The following is an 18,359-nucleotide window of genomic DNA, read 5'->3' on the forward strand; positions in this document are numbered from 1 at the left end:
TTATCGCGCGTTAATTGTCGCGGTTGTCCTCTTTGATTTCGCCGCGGCGGAACGCCGCAAGCAGTTCTTTCAGATCGTCTATGGTCTGCTGAAGCGCATGGCCGACATCGGTTTCGCAGATGCGGATGCGGTTTTCCGAACGGTCGAACGCCATGGAAGTGGACAGAATATCCTTGTTGTCGCGGATGGCGGTCTCCTTGCCGGGGAACGGCTCGTGCGCGGTGATGTGGATGCCCCACGAGTCAAATACCAGCGTATAGCCTGCGATGCCGGTGGTCGGCTGATAGGCGCGGCAGAAGCCGCCGTCAATTACAATCAAACGGCCGCCCGCCTTGATGGGGCTTTCGCCGTCCTTGGTTTTCACCGGCACATGGCCGTTGACAATGTGGCAGTGATCGCCCTCCAGGCCGAATTCCTGCAGGATGCGCACACAGGCAGCGTCCTCATTGTAGAAGGAGTAGTAGGGGTTTTTCGGCTCGGCCCATGTGGATTTATCCTCGATCAGGCGGCGTTCAAAGGTGGCGATGTGGTCGCGCCCGAAGGAGGGCGAGTTGCGTCCGCACCAGAGGAACCACAGAAAATCCTTGCCGAACTGCCGCTCTTCCGTGCCCTCGCGTGCATAGTAACCCTCGCGTGCGACGGTTTCGCACCAGTCCATCAGCGCCTTGCCGGATAACTGTTGTCCGCCGAACGAGAATTGCAGAAACTCACCCTTGTCATCCATTGGGATGCAGCCATGGAACAGCAAATTGCCGTTGAAACACTTGTACAGCCCGCCTTTGGAATAGAGGAAGCCGATGTGGCGCTGCAATTTTTCGCTGCGCAGGAAGGAGTTTTTCAGCTGTGCCATCAGCGCATGCTCTTCGGGGGTCAGGCGGTAGGGGTCTTCCGGGTCGATGGTCGGGAAGTCGCAGTCGCGCAGCTTGTATTCGCCGGTCGGCAGCGTAACTGTACCCTTTGCAAAGTCAATCTTGTCAAGCAGCAGACGGTCGTTCATGTGGAAAGAAGGGTTGCGCCGGATGGTCTGTCCTTCGAGCTTGAACTGGATGACGGCAATCGCCTTGTGCATGCGTGCGGCGCGCGCAGTATCTACGCCGGTCTGCTCGGCCGGTTCCAGCGTCTTGGGCATGAAACAGGATACGTCGCGGCCGCGGTAGGTTTCGTCCGCAAACAGCGCAAGCGGGCGCAGGCTGATGCCGTAACCGGTTTCAATGACATCCAGATTGTTGTAAGTAATGGAGTTGCTCAAAACGGTTGCAATACAGGTGCGGCTGCCGGTAGCGGCGCCCATCCACAGTACGTCGTGGTTGCCCCACTGGATATCGACCGAATGGTGCTCCATGAGCATGTCCATGATGATATCTGCGCGCGGACCACGGTCGAAAATATCGCCGACGATGTGCAGGTGGTCGACCACCAGCCGCTTGATGAGGTTGCACATCGAGATGATAAACTCCTCGGCACGGTCGGTTTCGATGATGGAGGAGATAACCGTGTCAAAGTATTCGCGCTTATTATAGATATCGTTGTTCTTGTTGAGCAGTTCGTTGATAATGTCGCCGTTCCAGCGCGGCAGGGCGCGGCGCACCTTGGCGCGTGTATACTTGGAGGCGCACAGACGGCAGATTTCAAGCAGACGGCTGAGCGTGATGCGGTACCATTCGGCGCGGTCGGGCGAGGCTGCGACCAGTTCCTCGAGCTTTTCTTCCGGGTAGTAAATGAGCGTGGCAAGCTTGGCGCGCTCGTCGGCGGGCAGACTGTCGCGCAGCACGATGTCCACCTTTTCTCGAACCGCGCCCGAGGCGTTGTTGAGAATATGTACAAAGGCGTCCGCTTCGCCGTGCAGATCGCTCATGAAGTGCTCGGTGCCCTTGGGCAGGCTGAGAATGGCCTGTAGATGGATGATTTCACTGCTGGCCGCGCGCACATTGGGGTATTGCAGCGCGAGCAGACGCAGATATTTTTGACGGTCGGTGCGGTTGTCCATGGGAAAACTCCTCTCTGATTCCTCTTTTCTTTAGTATGCCATAAAACAGAGGGAAACACAAAGGGATTTCTGTAAAATCGAAGAAAACCGCCGTCTCCGGTCGCGGGACAGCGGCAAAAAACTATTTGGGTCGCTTGGGCGTGCGGGTGCGGTCGGGCGACCAGCCCTGCAGGGGATAGCGCTGGATGGCGCCGAAAATGCGATCGCGCAGGCCGGGCATGGTCTGTTCGAGGTTTTTGAGCAGGTCCTTAATCTCCTGCCGCTTGGTGTTGCCGTCGGCTGGACAGGGGTTGTGCACAATGGGCAGCGCGTGCCGCTGCGCGAACGAGCGGACGTAATACTCGGGTGTATACAGCAGCGGACGGATGAGCGTGATGCCTGTACGGTCGAGGAAGGTGACCGGCTGGAAGCAGGAGATGCGTCCCTCGTAGAACAGGGACAGCATATAGGTTTCGACTACGTCGTCAAAGTGGTGGCCGAGCGCGACTTTTTTGCAGCCTGCGGCCAGCGCTGCCTCGTGCAGCGCGCCGCGGCGCATCTTGGCGCACAGCGCGCAGGGATTCTCCTCCTTGCGGATGTCGAAGATGATAGGGCCGATTTGCGTCGGGATGCGGATGTAGTCCACGCCCAGCTCGTCGCACAGCGTCTGTACGGGAGAAAAGTCCATCTCGTCATAGCCCATTTCAAGCGTAATGGCGACGACTTCAAATTTCTTGGGGTAAAAGGCGCGCAGCTTTGCCAGCGCAACCAGCAGCGTGAGCGAATCCTTGCCGCCCGATACGCCGACGGCAATGCGGTCGCCGTCCTCAATCATATGGTAATGGTCCACCGCTCGGCGGACATAAGAGAGCATTTTCTGCATGGTTTTGTCTCCGGTTTTTCGTAAAATGAATTCAAATACAATTATTTATAACAGAAAACCGGTGCGGACGCAAATGAAAAATTTGAATTAAGAAATGAGAAAACGAGAGATTGAAAGAGAATATATGAAAATAAAAGAGTTCTACGCGGATTTGAGATAAATTTTGAAATTTCCGCTTGACTTGCGTAAAACGATGTGTTTTAATAGATATGCTCGCTTAGAGTGCATGAAAATGTTGTCAAAATAATTTTTGATAGAATAAACGGAGGAAGAAAACATGTCTACTTTTATGGCTAAGGCAGAGACTGTCGAGCGTAAGTGGTACGTGCTGGACGCTGCGGGCAAGCCGCTCGGCCGCACCGCTGCTACCGCCGCCATGCTGCTGCGCGGCAAGCACAAGGCCGAGTTCACCCCCCATGTTGACTGCGGCGATTTCGTTATCGTCATCAACGCGGACAAGGCGGTTCTGACCGGCAAGAAGCTCACCCAGAAGTACTATCGTCACCACACCGGCTGGGTTGGCGGCCTGAAGGAAGTGCAGTACAAGACCCTGATGACCGAGAAGCCGGAGTTTGCAATGCAGCTGGCTGTCAAGGGCATGCTGCCGAAGAACTCTATCGGCCGTCAGTCGGCTACCCGTCTGAAGGTTTACGCTGGCGAGAACCACAATCATCAGGCGCAGAAGCCCGAAGTTTGGGATAAGTAAGGGAGGAACTAACTGATGTATACACCTAAGAAGGCTTATTTCTACGGCACCGGCAGAAGAAAGTCCTCCGTTGCCCGCGTTCGTCTGTTCCCGGGCGGCACCGGTGAGATCAAGATTAACAACCGCACCATCGACAACTACTTCGGTCTGGAGACTCTGAAGATGGTTTGCCGTCAGCCGTTCGAAGTGACCGGCACTGCTGGCAAGTTCGACGTAGAGTGCACCGTAGCCGGCGGCGGCTTCACCGGTCAGGCCGGTGCGATCCGTCACGGCATCGCTCGTGCTCTGCTGCAGGCGGATTCCGAGCAGTACCGTCCCGCGCTCAAGGCGGCTGGTCTGCTGACCCGCGATCCGCGTATGAAGGAACGTAAGAAATACGGCCTCAAGGCTGCACGTCGCGCTCCGCAGTTCTCCAAGCGCTAAACTTTATCGAAAAGTTTCAAAATCCCCGAAACCATCAGGTTTCGGGGATTTTTGTGTTTGAAAGGAATGCTTAATGGGTTGTTTTGCGGCAAATAAGGATGGGGGGGACGATTTTATGGATTGGTGTAGTCACTTCGACCGGTCTGCGTTTTTTGCGTTCCGTCATTTGCTGTACAAGCAGCTCCATTGCTTCGGTCGCAAGAAGCTTGGTCTGTTGGGCGACGGTGCTGATGGGGATGACTGCTTCGGCGGAAATGGGCGAACCGTCAAAGCCCACAATTTGATAGGTGTCCGGCAGGGAACCAAACCGTTGTATCAAAAGATTCAGCAGGATGTTTGCATGGGTGTCGTTGGGCATAAATATGCCTTTGCGCTCGTCGGGATATTTTTCTTCCAACTGGTCGATAACTTGAGAGATTTGCGTCCGGTTTTCTTCAAAAGTGTTGCCCAAATCGGTCAATATCAATTCATGGCGCAGGTTATGCTCCTGACAGATATCGCAAAATCCTCGGATACGTCCATATGCCGGGACATCCTTCGGAAGACTGCCATTGACATGGATTAACACATCACAGCTGCTTTTGCGGAGCAGGCTGGTGGCTTGGATGCCGCCCATATAATTATCCGTATTGACACTGCACACATGTGCATCTTCGCGTTCGATGGTGACGATGGGTACCCCGAAATCAGCCAGTTCTGCGGAAGGGATGGTGGGGCTCAGAATAATCATACCTTCAATATTGTAGGCCAACAGTTCGCGGATATACTGTTCTTCAATGTCTTTTCGGTCATGGCCCGCAAATACAAGGAATTTATAACCAAATTGTTCGTAAGTGTTCAGAATGCAGTTTAGCATTTCCGAGTAGTAGTGCATATAGAGGTTGGGGATAATCAGTCCTACAAATTCGGTCTGTCCGTTTGCCAGAATCCGGGCAACTTTGTTTTCGCGGTAGTCTAATGCAACGAGCGCATCTGCAATTTTCTGTTGGTTTTCCAGTGTCAAGGAATCAGGGTTATTAAAATAACGCGAGATGGTTGTTTTGGAAAAATTCGTATATGCTGCAATGTCAGAAAATGTGACTTTTTTGCGTCTCATGGTGATACCCCCAGCATCAGTGCTTTCAATGGTAGTATAACAGAATATAAAATGGCTTTCAACCACGAGGGACTGGTACTGAAACTGGCCATATCCAATATAGCCAAATCCGATATGAAAAAAATGTAGGAGTTTACAAAAATCGGCTGGGTATAGTATTTGTCATTGACGGACTTTGCGCAAAAGTGATATTATTCTATTAAAGTAACCGGTAACTTTACCGGTTATGCATTCGGGATTTTCGGAAAGAAGGGAGAGGTGTACATGAAAAAGAGATTGCTGGGCATCACGGCGATGTGCGCAATCGTCTGCTGTTTGGCGGGATGTCAACAAAAAGACCCGCTGCCAGGTGAGCTGGAAGGGTTTGACGCGGGAGAACAGTATTTGTCCATCTGGGTGCATTCCATCGAGGACACGGAAGAAGGTCAGGTATACCGGGATGCGGTAGAACGCTTTAATCAGGCGTTTGATGGGAAGTATTTTGCCGATATTGAATTTGTGCCGCGCAACGACAGTGGCGGCGGTTATTCGGATAAAATAAATGCATCGGTTATGTCCGGGATGCTGCCCGATGTCCTGACCGTAGACGGTCCCAATATTGCTGCATATGCAGCCAATGGCATCATCCAGCCGCTTGCCGAGCTGACCGAAGAGGAGCGCAGTACATATCTGGAATCCATTCTGGAACAAGGCACCTATGATGGGCAGCTGTATGCGCTGGGCGTGATGGAATCCAGTGTAGGTCTGTACTACAACAAAGATATTCTGGACGAGGCTGGTATTGAAGTCCCCACAGCGGATAATCCGTGGACGTGGAGTGAGTTCATGGATATTTTGGAACAGCTCAAACCGATGATGGACGAACTGGGCGGCTATCCGCTGGATATGACATTCCCGGTAGGGGAAACAAGCATCTATTACTATGCGCCGTTTGTGTGGTCAAACGGGGGAGATATGGTGAGCGAGGACGGCATGACCGTGGACGGCATTTTCAATTCGCCTGAAAATGTGGAGGCGATGCAGCTGTTCCGGTCGATTGTGCAGAATGGCTATATGTCCCAGGCGCCGATTGATAAATTGTTTGAAAGCGGGCGGGCAGCCTTCAAGTTTGACGGTGCGTGGGAAGTCAACACCGTCTACACCAGCTACCCCGAACTCAATCTTGGCGTTGCACCCTATATCGTCAGCGATGACTGGGACGGCGGGCGCTATACGCCGACCGGTTCCTGGGCGTTTGCGGCGTCCACCGGCGCGGAAGATATTGAAGCTGCAACCGAACTGGTCAAGTACATGAGCGGCGTGGAGAGTGGCGTACAGATGTGGGAGCAAACCAAGAGCTTCCCATCCACCTATCAGGCATTTGAGCAGATTGACGTGTTCCGCACCGATGAAAATTACCGCGCGCTGTATGAACAACTCAGCCAGTATGGGCATCCGCGCCCCAAGACCCCTGTCTATCCGCAGGTGAGCACCTCATTCCAGCAGGCGCTCGAAAGCATCGCCCTGAGCGGCAAGGATGCACAAACCGAACTGGATAAAGCTGTAGAAAGGATTGACGCTAAGCTGGAGCGTTATACAAGAGCATCATGAAACAGAAAAACGCAATCATGGGCATGGCATTTTTCGGACCGGCGCTGATACTGCTAACCCTGTTCCTATTTCTTCCATTGCTGCTGACATTGGGGTTCAGCTTTACCGATTATTTTGCATTAAATCCTGACCTGACCCATTTTGTCGGCTTGGAAAACTACTTTCAGATTTTTCAGGACGAACTGTTTGTAGCAGCTTTTTTCAACACGGTTAAATTTGTTCTCATTATCGTGCCGCTGCAATGCGGGGGTGCGCTGCTGCTGGCGCTGGCAATCAACAAAGCAGCCCACTGCAAGAAATACTTTAAAGTTGCCTTCTTTATCCCGGTTGTCATGTCTCTGGCGGTGGTATCTACCCTCTGGATACAGATTTACAGCCCGGAAGGCATTTTAAATACGCTGCTTTCCAATTTCGGCATTGACGCGCAGGCGTTTATTTACAGCTCCAATCAGGCGCTGCCATCCATTGCCATTATGAGTGTATGGCAGGGTGTTGGATACCAGATGATTATTTTCTTGGGCGGGCTTCAAAATATCAACCCTGCCCTGTATGAAGCGGCTGAGATGGACCATGCAACCCAATGGCAGAAATTCCGCGATATTACGTTGCCGGAGCTGAAACCTTTGTGTGTATTTGTGTTTATCACGGTGACAATCGGTGCGTTCCGTATGCTGGTGCAGCCGATGGTTATGACCGGCGGCGGTCCCGACCACTCCACCTACACGATTGTATATGACATTTATGAAACCGGTACGGTGAACTGGGAGATGGGTCTGGCCTCTACAATGGCGATTGTATTTACCATCTTCGTGGTTGTGCTGACCATTATCCAAAATGTGTTGACCAAGGATAAGGAGGAACGTCATGTTAACAAAAAAACAACGAGGTCTTAACTGGCTGCTTGTTGCCTTCCTGTTGATTCTGAGCGTATTCTTCTTGTTTCCGGTCATCTGGATGCTTGCCAACTCCTTTAAGCCGGATGCGGCAATCACGGCGGATATGAACTCGGTGGCAGCGTTTATTCCGCCGGTTCCGGGCGGGGGCTTCCTGGACAATTATATCTCCATCCTGACCGATACCAAATTTGTGCGGTATATGGCAAACACGCTTTTGTACGCAGCTATCCTGATTGTACTGGGGATTATTGTGAACGGTCTGGCAGGGTATGCGCTGGCCAAAATCAACTTTCCGTTCCGCGACCAGTGGCTGCTGGTTATTCTGATGCTGTTGATTGTGCCGACCGAAACGGTTATCACCATCCACTTCCTGTTTATCGCAAAGCTGGGGCTGCTGGATACCGTGGTAGGCTATATTTTGCCGATGATTGTAAATCCCTTTAATATTTTCCTGTTCCGGCAAGTGTTTGTCAGCCTGCCGGATGATGTGTACGAGGCGGCGCAGCTCGACTATTGCGGCCCGGTCAAGTATTTCTTTACCATGGTTCTGCCCATGTCGAAAACGGTTGTGGCAACCGTCAGCGTCTTTACCTTCCTCGGTGTTTGGAATGATTACCTCTGGCCCTCGCTTGTGTTCACATCAAGCGACTTGCTTACCGCGCAGATTGGCTTAAATTCCATCACCGCAAATGAAAATACGACAATGGGGCAGACGCTTGCCGTAATTACACTGGTCACCATCCCGGTCATTATCATCTATGCACTGTTCTCCAAACAAATTGTTGCCGGCGTTATGTCAACGGGTTCGAAAGAGGGATAACTGATTATGAGTTTCATTGAATTTAAAGGTATTTGCAAACGGTATCCAGGCTCAGATAAGAATACGGTTGATAATTTCAATCTGGAGATTGAGCCGAAGGAGTTTATTGCACTGGTCGGGCCTTCCGGGTGCGGAAAATCAACCACATTGCGTATGATTGCCGGATTTGAAGAGATTACGGGCGGAGACCTGTACATTGATGGCAAGCGGGTCAATGAGGTTGCCCCCAAGGACCGCGGTATCTCCATGGTATTTCAAAATTATGCCCTGTATCCGCATATGACGGTGGAGAAAAATATCGGTTACGGCTTGAAAAATATGAAGATGCCTGCCGATGAGATTCAAAAGAAGGTAGACTGGGCGATTGATATTCTTGGTCTGGAGCCTTACCGCACGCGCAAGCCAAAAAATTTATCGGGTGGCCAGCGGCAGCGCGTTGCGCTGGGACGCGCAATTGTAAAAAACTCCCGGGTTTTCCTGATGGATGAGCCGCTTTCCAATCTTGACGCGAAATTGCGCGTCAGTATGCGTGCGGAAATCAGCAAGCTGCACCGCGAACTCGGCGCGACAACCATTTACGTCACGCACGACCAAATAGAAGCCATGACCATGGCAGACCGGATTGTCATTATGAAAGACGGTATTGTGCAGCAGGTCGGCAAACCGTTGGAGCTATATGAGCATCCGGTAAATCAGTTTGTGGCCGGTTTCATCGGCTCCCCGCAGATGAACTTCTTTGCCGTGACCCTGAAAGGGACTCAGGTTACGTTTGCCGATGGCAATACCATCACGCTTCCGGACAGCATTGCACAGAAGCTGGCAGACAAGCAAGGAGAAATGACTCTGGGCATTCGGGGCGAAGATATCAAGATGGACAGCCAAAATCTGGACTTGCAACGCAATCAGGTTCAGCGTGCGGTCATCAATAACACCGAGGTTATGGGAAATGAAAACAACCTCTATTTTGAGTTTGGCGGCAGTCAGGCTGTGGCGCGGGTATCGAAATACGAAATCAGCCAGCTGGGTGACGAAATCGAATTTGTATTCATGCCATCCAAACTTCATTTCTTTGACAAACAGACGGGTGAAAGCTATCTGTAATCCAATCATATCACGGAGCGGAGGAACCAAATTTTGCATCAAATTCATTTAAAAGCGCCGAACAACTGGATAAATGACCCAAACGGTTTTATCTATTATAAAGGGCAGTATCATTTGTTTTATCAGTATTTTCCCTATGCTCCCCAGTGGGGAACCATGCACTGGGGCCATGCGGTGAGCGATGATCTGGTCAACTGGGAGCACTGCGGTATTGCACTGTATCCTACCAAATGGGCTGACCGCAATGGCTGTTTTTCGGGCAGTGCGGTGGAGCTGGATGGCAAAATGTATGTATTTTATACGGGTGTGCGCTATCTGGAGGTGGACCCGGAAAATATCCATAAGCCGTTCAACGAACAGTTTGAGCCGACCCAAATGATGATTACATCGGAGGATGGCTTCCACTTTGACAACTGGAATGAGAAGCACGCGATTATCCCACCGATTGAAAATATTGCAATCGGTAACCGGATTCATACGCGGGACCCGAAGGTATGGCGGGGAAAAAATGGCTGGTATCTGATTTTGGGAAGCAGTCTGGAATGCAAGCAGGGGCAGGTGCTGCTGTACCGCAGCAGCGACCTGACACACTGGGAATATGCAGGAAAAGCGATGAACGAGGCACTGCCCGGATGGGGCTGGGAATGCCCGGATTATTTTGAATCCGATGGTACAGGCATACTGCTGTTCTCCGCAATGGGCATGGAAGAACCGGTGGGAGAGTCACAGAGCCATTCGCTTTGCTGCACCGCTTCGTTTGATGAGGAAAGCTGCCGGATGTCGCTTTCAGACCAGTACCAACTGGTGGACTACGGAAAAGACTTATATGCCCCGCAGACAACAACCGATGCACAAGGGCGCCGTGTGATGGTAGCGTGGCTGCGTATGCCGCATCCCACAGAGGAAGGGTGGATTGGCATGTTTACCGCTCCGCGTGTGGTGGAATACCGGGATGGACATATTTATTTCCGCCTGCATCCATCCATCCGACAGGCATTGCAAAAACCGATTGACTGCGCAAGTCAGGCCGATGCCGGCATCTATTGCATACGGACTGCGTTGCATGACGGGGAAGAACTGAAGATAGGCGGTTATCGCATTTACCGCGCAGATGGCAGGTTATATGCTGACCGCAGTGCGCTGGGGGAGGATAGCGAAGGGCATCAGATGGTATCCCAGACACCGCCGGTGCAGGATGGATATGAAATAGAAGTTATTGTGGATAAAAATGTAGTTGAGATATTCGCTAATGACGGCGAATTTGTCATTACCCATGTGGTATATGAGCTTGAACCGCAGGTAACGGCAAGTAAAGGCGTCGAATTGCAGATGTACACAACTGATTCAATGGAGGGATAAAAATGCTTATTACGAAAGTACGGCTGGATTCTATCGATAAAGTAAAACAATTTGTGAATCTGGTATCCTGTCTGGATTGCGATTTGGACTTGGTTTCGGGCAGATATATTGTGGATGCCAAATCGATTATGGGTATTTTCAGCATAGACTTGTCACAGCCAATTGAACTGCGAATCCATGACGGCTCAGAGCAGCCGCAACAGGTGGTAGAAATGCTGAAAGATTACATTGTCACAGACTGATGACGGCAGCTGTAAAAAACGGAGGTGCTTATGACGTGAAACCGGTGGATGTAGTTGCACTTGGCGAATTGTTGATTGACTTCACCGAGAATGGCAGCAGTCCCCAGGGCAATCCGCTGCTGGAAGCGAATCCTGGCGGTGCGCCTTGCAACGTGCTTGCCATGCTCAACCGTTTGGGGAGAAAGACTGCGTTTATTGGCAAGGTCGGGTGTGATACTTTTGGCAGACAGCTGCGGCAGCAGTATGATATTCCGCTGGTACTGGTCACGTTGGGTGCCGATGGCAGCCGGGCCTATTATAAAGCTATCGCAGTCGAAGAACCGGCGTTTCTACAGCAGAAAACGATTGAGACCACCGGGGCAGGTGATACGTTTACCGGATGCGTGCTGCACTTTGTTTTGCAATATGGCATGGAGCATCTGACCGAGGAGATTCTGCACGATATGCTGCGGTTTGCCAATGCGGGGGCATCTCTGATTACAACCCGAAAAGGGGCGCTCAAAGTGATGCCGACAAAACATGAAATTGAGATGCTGCTTGTGGACAGCCATTGTCCTGAGAACGCAGTACCTTGATGGCAGTGCTTGGAATGGACAGCGTTTTGCAGTATCAAAAAACCATGGTAGACTGTAAAAATTTAATGAAACACCTTTTTATACCCTTTTCTTAACAGAGAAGGGTTATTTTTTGTCCACTTTTGAATTTAGCCTCTGACATTGCCGACGTCTACAAGAAAAACACCTTTGACATGGAACGGTACATGAAACGCAGACCGGCCATCGGAAAGCCGGACGAGCCTTTCGAACGGTATGATTGGATAGACAATGGCCCGGTATTTTGTGGCAAGAAGAGAAATTTGATGGAGAAGTTTGCAATAGCATGATAGAATTACAAGAATAATGGAACGAAAATTGCTGTTTTTTTAAATGTTAAAATGCGTTGCTTGTGGCAACGGGCAGTTCCGCCTACAATAACGGTGACAACGAAAAAAGAGGAGGCTATCCCAAATGCTAAACGAAAATATTAAAGCAATCAGAAAATCAAAAGGACTTTCGCAACAAGAGCTTGCTGTCAAGCTGAATGTCGTGAGACAAACAGTTTCTAAATGGGAGCAAGGGTTGTCGGTTCCCGATTCTGATATGTTAATCTCCATATCGGAGGTTCTTGAAACACCCGTGAGTATGTTGCTTGGAGAAAACATCGTTGAGTCGGATGCGGATGATTTAAAGGCGATTTCCGCAAAGCTGGAGGTGATAAATTTGCAACTTGCACAGAGAAAAACCACAAGGAGAAAAATTCTGCATTGGCTTCTTATCTCATTGTGTGCAGTCATCGCAGCAATTTTTGCAATCTTATTGACATTAGGAAGTCCTTACTTAGGGTGGGATTACAGTGACCCGGAAACCGCCGTTCTCGGAGTGGCATTTCACGCATTGGAATGGCTGTTTGTTAGAGTAGCACCGATTATCTTTATTGGTGCAATCATTGGAATTTTCTTAACACGGAAGAAAGATTAAAACCATCCTGCTATCGTATTACCAGACAAATGGGGTGCGGTTCACTGATAAAAAGCGGGTCGGTCTTTCTATTAAAGACGAAGGCGGTTCAGTTTTACTGTTAGCATAAGGTTGCTTTCTGCTTTATTCGCTTACTCTGTCAAAATTCTCCATGTTGCTTCTTGAAATTGTCGAAAAGTGACAATAATTGACTTATGTGTCTAAGCGGAGTAGAATAGAGAAAAATAACGCGAAAATTATCGACAGAGAGATGTGGCCGATATGAAATATTTACAAAATATGGTGGCGTTTCTGGTCGTCAGTATAGCGTTGCTCTGTAATTGTGCTGCCGCCTATGCACAGGCCCCATCTGAAACTGTTGTGCGTGTTGGCTTTCCCATTCAGGGCAGTATATCCTATATTGATGAAGAAGGAAACTATGCCGGATATCTGGTAGATTATTTAGACCAGCTCGCGCTATTTACAAATTGGAAGATTGAGTATGTCCAAGCAGAAGGGGATTTGAATACCCAGTTATCTACGCTGTTGGATGAGCTGCAAAATGGTGAAATTGATATGATGGGCACCATGAATCGTAACGCAGTCTTGGAAGAGACATTTCTCTACCCCGACTACAGCTATGGCTCCACTTATACCGTTCTGACAGTCCGGGATGATTCCAGTTATATTGTGGAAGATTTCGCCAACTGGGATGGAATTGTTGTTGCGTCCTATCCCGGAATGGCAGCGAGAATGGAGCTTCTGGCTCAATACGCCAAGGTCAATGGTTTTACTTATGAAGTGAAGGAATATAAAACCAACAAAGAAATGGTAAACGCGGTCTTGGATGGCGAAGCGGATGCAGTGCTTCAGGTGGATATTTCTATGCTGGATGGTTTGAGGAGTATTGGGCGATTTTCTCCTTCTCCTTATTATTTTGCATTATCCCCTGAGCGATCGGATTTGCTTCCGCAACTCAATTCTGCCTTGAAGATTATGTCCATTTCCTATGAAAATCTGCAGCAAGAACTATATGAGCGCTATTTCCTTGATTCTTCCGATTATTTCCGTGCATCGGAGAAAGAACGGGAATATATTCAGTCCTTGGGGGTTCTTCGCGTATTGTTTTTCACGGGAAATGCACCATTTCAATATATTCAGGATGGTCAGCTGAAAGGATTTTCCGTAGAGTATTTTGATGACTTTGCCAAAAGCGTTGGACTGCAATATGAGGCAGTGATTGAAGATGATTTGAGTGCGGCGACTGAACTGGTGAAGAATGGGCAAGTGGATTTGATTGCTTGTATCGCAACCGATTCAGCACTTTCTTATGAAAATGAGATCTGCCTGTCGCTGCCTTATTTTTCTAGTTATGCAATTCGGACTTATTCTGCACAACATAATGATGCAGAGAAACATATACTGGGATTTAACATGAACACAGAGGAAGCGCTGGAAGATGTATTATCCGATAAGGACTGTTGTACCTGGATTGATGGATATTCCTTAAATTACTACCTCCGCAAAGCGGTGGTTTATGATGATGTTGTGACAGACTGGGCGGATGAAAAAGAATTTTGTTATGCGGCTGCCGTGGTAAATACTCTTCCTGAAGCCGATAAGATGGTTTCCCTATTAAATCAGTTCGCCAGTTCTATAAGCGATCAAGAAACACAGGCGCGTCTGTCTACTTACCTTTTGGATAAAATGGAGTACACTCCAAAAGAGTGGATTTTGGCAAACAGATCGGCCATTGTGGTCATCTCTATCAGTGTCATTCTGATTGTGGGCGTGTTTACCTTCTATATTTACCATAAAAAAATGGCATACAAAACACTGGTCAGCGAGAACAAGGTGCTTCATCTTTCCATTTATGATGAATTAACAGGCGCATATAATCGCACATATTTCTGTAAGCTGATGGAGCAAAAAATTGCACGCGGTGAGCAGGGGACGCTTATTGCTTTAAATATTCACAATTTCAAGTACATCAATGATACCTATGGGACGCACCGAGCAGATCAGCTTCTCTGTAAAATAAAGGATATCTTAGCCGCCAATCTGAGAGAGGATGAATTGCTCTGCCGTCCCTCAGGCGATTGCTTCTATCTTACGGTTTCGGACTATCTGCTGGAGGATATCAATCGCCGAGTGGAAGGAATCCAATCGCAGATAAAAGCAATGGCAGAGGATTTGTTGGATGGTTATCAGATTTCTATGTACTGTGGTGCGGTTTCTTCCGTTACCTCTCCAGATCTGTGCAACACCCAGACAAATCTGAATTGCCTGATCGTGGCATTGGCACATGCAAAGCGAGAAACTGGTTCTATCGTTTGCATGTACAATAGTTCCATGCATAAGGAAGAACAGCTGCGACAATATATTGAAGCAAATATGTACCGTGCGCTTACGGAGAATGAGTACCAAATCTATCTTCAGCCGAAGATGAATCTGCACACTGGTCAAATAGACAGCGCGGAGGTATTAGTGCGTTGGCAAACAAAAGAACGTGGACTTCTTTCTCCCGATCAGTTTATTCCTCTGTTTGAGCAGAACGGATTTTGCAAGCGACTAGACCTTTACATGCTCAAAAAAGCCTGTCAACTGCTGCGAAGCTGGATGGACGCCGGGATTACTCCGATAACTATCTCTATCAATCAGACAAAATCACTTTTTGTCAGCGATAATTATGTGGAAGAATTGCTGGACATTACATCCTACTATCAGGTATCGCCGCAGTATATTGTACTGGAAATTTTGGAAGGTCTGGCCTTTGAAAACAGCGCGCAGTTAAATGATACCATTGCACATCTGAATCAAGCTGGATTCCGTGTGTCTATGGATGATTTTGGCTCTGGCTACTCATCCCTGAACACACTGGGAAAACTGCATATTGATCAGATAAAACTGGATAGGATGTTCTTGATGGACTTGAGACAGGAACAAAGAAGCGCCCAATATGAAGTAATGCTTTCCATCTTTGCAATGGCAAAAAAATTGGGAATTGAGACAGTTGCAGAGGGTGTCGAAACAAAGAAGGACGAAGAATTGATCCGATCCATGGGATGCGACTACGGGCAGGGATATTATTACAGTAAGCCGCTCCCGGCAAACGATTTTTATTCTTTCCTTTTCCCCAACGAGAACTAAATAATGAGGCAGCTTTTAAAATGAATTTATACATCGTAGAAGACGCCTGCTTTATTTATTCCCGATAGTAATCTGGCTTTCAATGGAGGCATCATATGGAAGATAAAAAGTCCTATCAGGAAATTCTCTGGCCTGTCCTTCTAATCCTCCTTCTGGGTATCTGCTTCGTGTTCACTACCCGCATTCTCTGGCGGTTCACTAGGGATGAGTGCTACTATGAGATCGAACAGTCCGCCAGCGAAGCGGCATCGACCCTCAGGTACAATCTGAATCTATATCAGAGTAATCTGGAGTTGGTGGCAAGGCTGCTAACAACAGAGCGGCTCAATGACACTGAGACGCTCCAAAGCGAGTTGGAGCTGTTTTGCAGCCATCAGCAGATTGATGCAGTTTGTGTCCAACTTCGGGATGGGCGTTTGATCTGTGGAGGCAGCACGCTCCCGGACTACTCAGTATTGCCTTCTTTTGCGGAGATCGCACAGAAGGCGCCCTGTGTCTCTGGCCGATTTCCGGGTGTGCCAGAGAGCGGAGCGTGGTTTCTTTATCAGGCGGTCCCCATTCAGAGTGATGGCGAGGTCATAGCTATTCTTTATGGCCTGATGGACTTGAATCAACTTCCGTCTTCCTTTGCGGCTGATATGCCCTTCGGTGGAGCGGGACAGCTCTGTTTGGTGGACGGTGACACCGGCGATGTTCTGATGGATACGTGGCGCGGCACTCTGGGCAATCTTTATGACGGCAGCATGGAATTCGGTCAGGTGAAATCGGGCTACTCGATGGAAACCATGCAGCAGGATCTGCAGAATGGCCAATCCGGTTACATTGTTTTTTCCCCTCAGACCACGGGCAAATATTTTTACACCCGATATCAGCCGGTCGGGATAAATAACTGGTCCATCAATCTGACCGTACCGGAATGTGTCGCCTTTTCCGAAGCCAGCGGGATCAATCAGATTATCTTTTTCCTGGGTGCGGTTGTGACGATCATTACCGCCTTTTATCTGTTTATCACACTCCGGCAGTACCGGCGCCGCTTGCGGTTAAAGCAATCTCAGATCCAGCAGACCACCTTTATGTTTCAGGTGCAGCAAATTCTTTTTGATGCCCATCAAAATCCTGACCTGATGGTCGAGGCTCTGAAAAAGGTGGCTGAGGAGGTTGAAGCGGAAGGCACTTTCCTGTTGACTTTGCACGGCAGTCAGGTGCACCGAATCTCTTTGTGGCGGCGGGAGCATGCCGACTTTGTAGCTGTAGCCGAGGAGAACGACCTCAAGCAGGAGTTTCCCCAAGTATACCAGCACTTGCTCCAAAATCGCAGCGTCTTGTTTTGTGAAGGGGAAAGTAATATTTCCTTTTCTTCTCAGGAACTGGAACGGATGCATTCCAGACGGGTACACAGCATGATGATCACACCGGTTCTGGATATACAGGGAACGCTGTACGGTGTCCTGTGTGCAGTAAATTTTAAAAGGAAGGATATTGTATACAGGTATGTAGAGTGTGTAGCCAATAGTTTCATAATGGCAATGTGCAATATGGAATCCTACCAGTTGATTCATACCATGGGAACCATGGATACACTAACCGGTTTGAAAAACCGGAATAGCTACGAGTCTGCTCTGCTTGAATACGGGAGCATCGCCAGTGATAACTTTCACTGTATTTACGTTGATGTAAATGGATTGCATGAACTAAATAACCAATATGGTCATAAAGCGGGAGATACCATGCTGCGTTTTGTAGCAAACAGTATCTGTTCTGTTTTTGGCACGGAACATACCTACCGAATCGGTGGGGATGAGTTTGTGGCCTTTTCCTTGCAGGACAGCTCCGATATCGTAGCGGAAAAGCTGAAAAGTCTGTGCAGAATGGTCGAGACGAAGGGATACTATATTTCGGTCGGCAGTGCCTGCTGGCAGGACTGTGAGCGCAATCTGGATGAACTGATTGCCCAAGCTGAAGAAGCTATGTATGACAATAAAAGGGATTTTTATCAAAAACATGACCGGAGAGGCGTGCGATAATCAGCTTTTCATGCACTATGCATGAGGATAAAATTCGGTATGACTAATTTTAGGAGGGAATTACAATGAATTGTGACAAGTATTGTAAACATTGCGGGAAAAAACTAAAGTCTGCACAATATAGTGCGGATAAAACGCTGAAATCCTGCCCGAGATGTTCGGTTTTAAATGGACAGGAGCATGTTTATTTTCCGTATCCTGCTTCGTTTGGCGAAACTGGTGCAAGAGCCACTGCGAATAACCCGGATGGACCACAGAGCTATTGCACGGCACACAGGTCCAACCCCAAGCGTAGCATTCCTGAGGGCGGCATTCTTTGCAGTCAGGTCAAATGATGTTGTATCAGAAGTAGGCAGCAGCCGAATGGCATTGGAAACTATACACCTTCCAAAACTTATTGGCCATGCGTTGTATTGAGAAATTCAGTAAGCGATAAAGGGAGTAAAAAGCGGTCACAAGCCCTGGGACGTCTGGTTTCCGGGGCTTTTCCTTATTGCCCGACGGGTCATTTTGCAAGGAAAACTTGCTGGAGAGTTTGAAAAGAACTTGAGGGAAAGGGCGTAATCTGTTATAATAATCCTATTGCGATAAGCGCTTTTTCTGAAAT

The 18,359-nt window shown here is 48.9% G+C and carries 16 protein-coding genes; 13 read left to right on the forward strand and 3 right to left on the reverse strand.

The window, feature by feature from the left end; genetic code table 11:
* Positions 1–10: 10 nt before the first annotated feature.
* Together ACESSO_RS08125 and ACESSO_RS08130 are read right to left on the reverse strand one after the other, a co-directional pair.
* Positions 11–1,987 carry a fructose-1,6-bisphosphatase gene (locus ACESSO_RS08125; RefSeq protein ID WP_373164542.1) on the reverse strand — a complete coding sequence of 659 codons (1,977 nt, stop codon included), beginning with the start codon at positions 1,985–1,987 and terminating at the stop codon, positions 11–13.
* Between the two features lie 121 nt (positions 1,988–2,108).
* Positions 2,109–2,849 (reverse strand): tRNA 2-thiocytidine biosynthesis TtcA family protein, encoded by a 741-nt coding sequence (locus tag ACESSO_RS08130; protein ID WP_373164543.1) that lies wholly within the window; start codon positions 2,847–2,849, stop codon positions 2,109–2,111.
* Positions 2,850–3,126: 277 nt separating this feature from the next.
* Between ACESSO_RS08130 and rplM the strand changes: the two genes are divergently transcribed.
* Entirely contained in the window at positions 3,127–3,555 is a 429-nt protein-coding gene (gene rplM / locus ACESSO_RS08135; RefSeq protein WP_373164544.1) for a 50S ribosomal protein L13, read from the forward strand.
* Between the two features lie 15 nt (positions 3,556–3,570).
* Positions 3,571–3,978: a 30S ribosomal protein S9 gene (gene rpsI / locus ACESSO_RS08140; protein ID WP_373164545.1), complete on the forward strand. Its 408-nt coding sequence runs from the start codon at positions 3,571–3,573 to the stop codon at positions 3,976–3,978.
* Positions 3,979–4,048: 70 nt separating this feature from the next.
* On the opposite strand, the gene ACESSO_RS08145 is transcribed toward rpsI, so the two are convergent.
* Entirely contained in the window at positions 4,049–5,074 is a 1,026-nt protein-coding gene (locus tag ACESSO_RS08145) for a LacI family DNA-binding transcriptional regulator (protein ID WP_373164546.1), read from the reverse strand.
* A gap of 264 nt (positions 5,075–5,338) precedes the next feature.
* Between ACESSO_RS08145 and ACESSO_RS08150 the strand changes: the two genes are divergently transcribed.
* The 11 genes from ACESSO_RS08150 (at position 5,339) to ACESSO_RS08200 (ending at position 17,752) form a co-directional block, all read left to right on the forward strand.
* Positions 5,339–6,664 (forward strand): sugar ABC transporter substrate-binding protein, encoded by a 1,326-nt coding sequence (locus ACESSO_RS08150; protein WP_373164547.1) that lies wholly within the window; start codon positions 5,339–5,341, stop codon positions 6,662–6,664.
* Positions 6,661–7,557 carry a carbohydrate ABC transporter permease gene (locus tag ACESSO_RS08155; protein WP_373164548.1) on the forward strand — a complete coding sequence of 299 codons (897 nt, stop codon included), beginning with the start codon at positions 6,661–6,663 and terminating at the stop codon, positions 7,555–7,557. The genes ACESSO_RS08150 and ACESSO_RS08155 overlap by 4 nt, the downstream gene beginning before the upstream one ends.
* Positions 7,529–8,380, forward strand: coding sequence for a carbohydrate ABC transporter permease (locus ACESSO_RS08160; RefSeq protein WP_373164549.1), 852 nt, complete (start codon positions 7,529–7,531; stop codon positions 8,378–8,380). The genes ACESSO_RS08155 and ACESSO_RS08160 overlap by 29 nt, the downstream gene beginning before the upstream one ends.
* Positions 8,381–8,386: 6 nt before the next feature.
* Complete coding sequence (locus ACESSO_RS08165) at positions 8,387–9,481, forward strand: ABC transporter ATP-binding protein (RefSeq protein WP_373164550.1); 1,095 nt, start codon at positions 8,387–8,389, stop codon at positions 9,479–9,481.
* A gap of 33 nt (positions 9,482–9,514) precedes the next feature.
* On the forward strand, positions 9,515–10,840 hold the full coding sequence (locus ACESSO_RS08170) for a glycoside hydrolase family 32 protein (RefSeq protein WP_373164551.1): 1,326 nt from the start codon (positions 9,515–9,517) through the stop codon (positions 10,838–10,840).
* Positions 10,841–10,842: 2 nt separating this feature from the next.
* Positions 10,843–11,082 carry an HPr family phosphocarrier protein gene (locus tag ACESSO_RS08175; RefSeq protein ID WP_373164552.1) on the forward strand — a complete coding sequence of 80 codons (240 nt, stop codon included), beginning with the start codon at positions 10,843–10,845 and terminating at the stop codon, positions 11,080–11,082.
* Positions 11,082–11,657: a PfkB family carbohydrate kinase gene (locus ACESSO_RS08180; RefSeq protein WP_373164553.1), complete on the forward strand. Its 576-nt coding sequence runs from the start codon at positions 11,082–11,084 to the stop codon at positions 11,655–11,657. The genes ACESSO_RS08175 and ACESSO_RS08180 overlap by 1 nt, the downstream gene beginning before the upstream one ends.
* A 122-nt stretch (positions 11,658–11,779) precedes the next feature.
* On the forward strand, positions 11,780–11,965 hold the full coding sequence (locus ACESSO_RS08185) for a hypothetical protein (protein WP_373164554.1): 186 nt from the start codon (positions 11,780–11,782) through the stop codon (positions 11,963–11,965).
* A 124-nt stretch (positions 11,966–12,089) separates the two neighbouring features.
* Positions 12,090–12,599: a helix-turn-helix domain-containing protein gene (locus ACESSO_RS08190; protein WP_373164555.1), complete on the forward strand. Its 510-nt coding sequence runs from the start codon at positions 12,090–12,092 to the stop codon at positions 12,597–12,599.
* Between the two features lie 261 nt (positions 12,600–12,860).
* Positions 12,861–15,728, forward strand: coding sequence for an EAL domain-containing protein (locus tag ACESSO_RS08195; protein WP_373164556.1), 2,868 nt, complete (start codon positions 12,861–12,863; stop codon positions 15,726–15,728).
* Positions 15,729–15,823: 95 nt separating this feature from the next.
* Positions 15,824–17,752, forward strand: coding sequence for a diguanylate cyclase domain-containing protein (locus tag ACESSO_RS08200; RefSeq protein WP_373164557.1), 1,929 nt, complete (start codon positions 15,824–15,826; stop codon positions 17,750–17,752).
* The last annotated feature ends 607 nt before the right edge of the window (positions 17,753–18,359 follow it).

The sequence above is a fragment of the Agathobaculum sp. Marseille-P7918 genome (assembly GCF_964248325.1).
Taxonomy (GTDB): domain Bacteria; phylum Bacillota; class Clostridia; order Oscillospirales; family Butyricicoccaceae; genus Agathobaculum.

Coding starts and splice junctions, on each gene's coding strand:
- ACESSO_RS08160 (WP_373164549.1), top strand. CDS start 7,529: ATGTTAACAAAAAAACAACGAGGTCTTAACTGGCTGCTTGTTGCCTTC.
- ACESSO_RS08180 (WP_373164553.1), top strand. CDS start 11,082: ATGACGGCAGCTGTAAAAAACGGAGGTGCTTATGACGTGAAACCGGTG.
- ACESSO_RS08175 (WP_373164552.1), top strand. CDS start 10,843: ATGCTTATTACGAAAGTACGGCTGGATTCTATCGATAAAGTAAAACAA.
- rplM (WP_373164544.1), top strand. CDS start 3,127: ATGTCTACTTTTATGGCTAAGGCAGAGACTGTCGAGCGTAAGTGGTAC.
- ACESSO_RS08125 (WP_373164542.1), bottom strand. CDS start 1,987: ATGGACAACCGCACCGACCGTCAAAAATATCTGCGTCTGCTCGCGCTG.
- ACESSO_RS08165 (WP_373164550.1), top strand. CDS start 8,387: ATGAGTTTCATTGAATTTAAAGGTATTTGCAAACGGTATCCAGGCTCA.
- ACESSO_RS08145 (WP_373164546.1), bottom strand. CDS start 5,074: ATGAGACGCAAAAAAGTCACATTTTCTGACATTGCAGCATATACGAAT.
- ACESSO_RS08155 (WP_373164548.1), top strand. CDS start 6,661: ATGAAACAGAAAAACGCAATCATGGGCATGGCATTTTTCGGACCGGCG.
- ACESSO_RS08130 (WP_373164543.1), bottom strand. CDS start 2,849: ATGCAGAAAATGCTCTCTTATGTCCGCCGAGCGGTGGACCATTACCAT.
- ACESSO_RS08190 (WP_373164555.1), top strand. CDS start 12,090: ATGCTAAACGAAAATATTAAAGCAATCAGAAAATCAAAAGGACTTTCG.
- ACESSO_RS08195 (WP_373164556.1), top strand. CDS start 12,861: ATGAAATATTTACAAAATATGGTGGCGTTTCTGGTCGTCAGTATAGCG.
- rpsI (WP_373164545.1), top strand. CDS start 3,571: ATGTATACACCTAAGAAGGCTTATTTCTACGGCACCGGCAGAAGAAAG.
- ACESSO_RS08150 (WP_373164547.1), top strand. CDS start 5,339: ATGAAAAAGAGATTGCTGGGCATCACGGCGATGTGCGCAATCGTCTGC.
- ACESSO_RS08200 (WP_373164557.1), top strand. CDS start 15,824: ATGGAAGATAAAAAGTCCTATCAGGAAATTCTCTGGCCTGTCCTTCTA.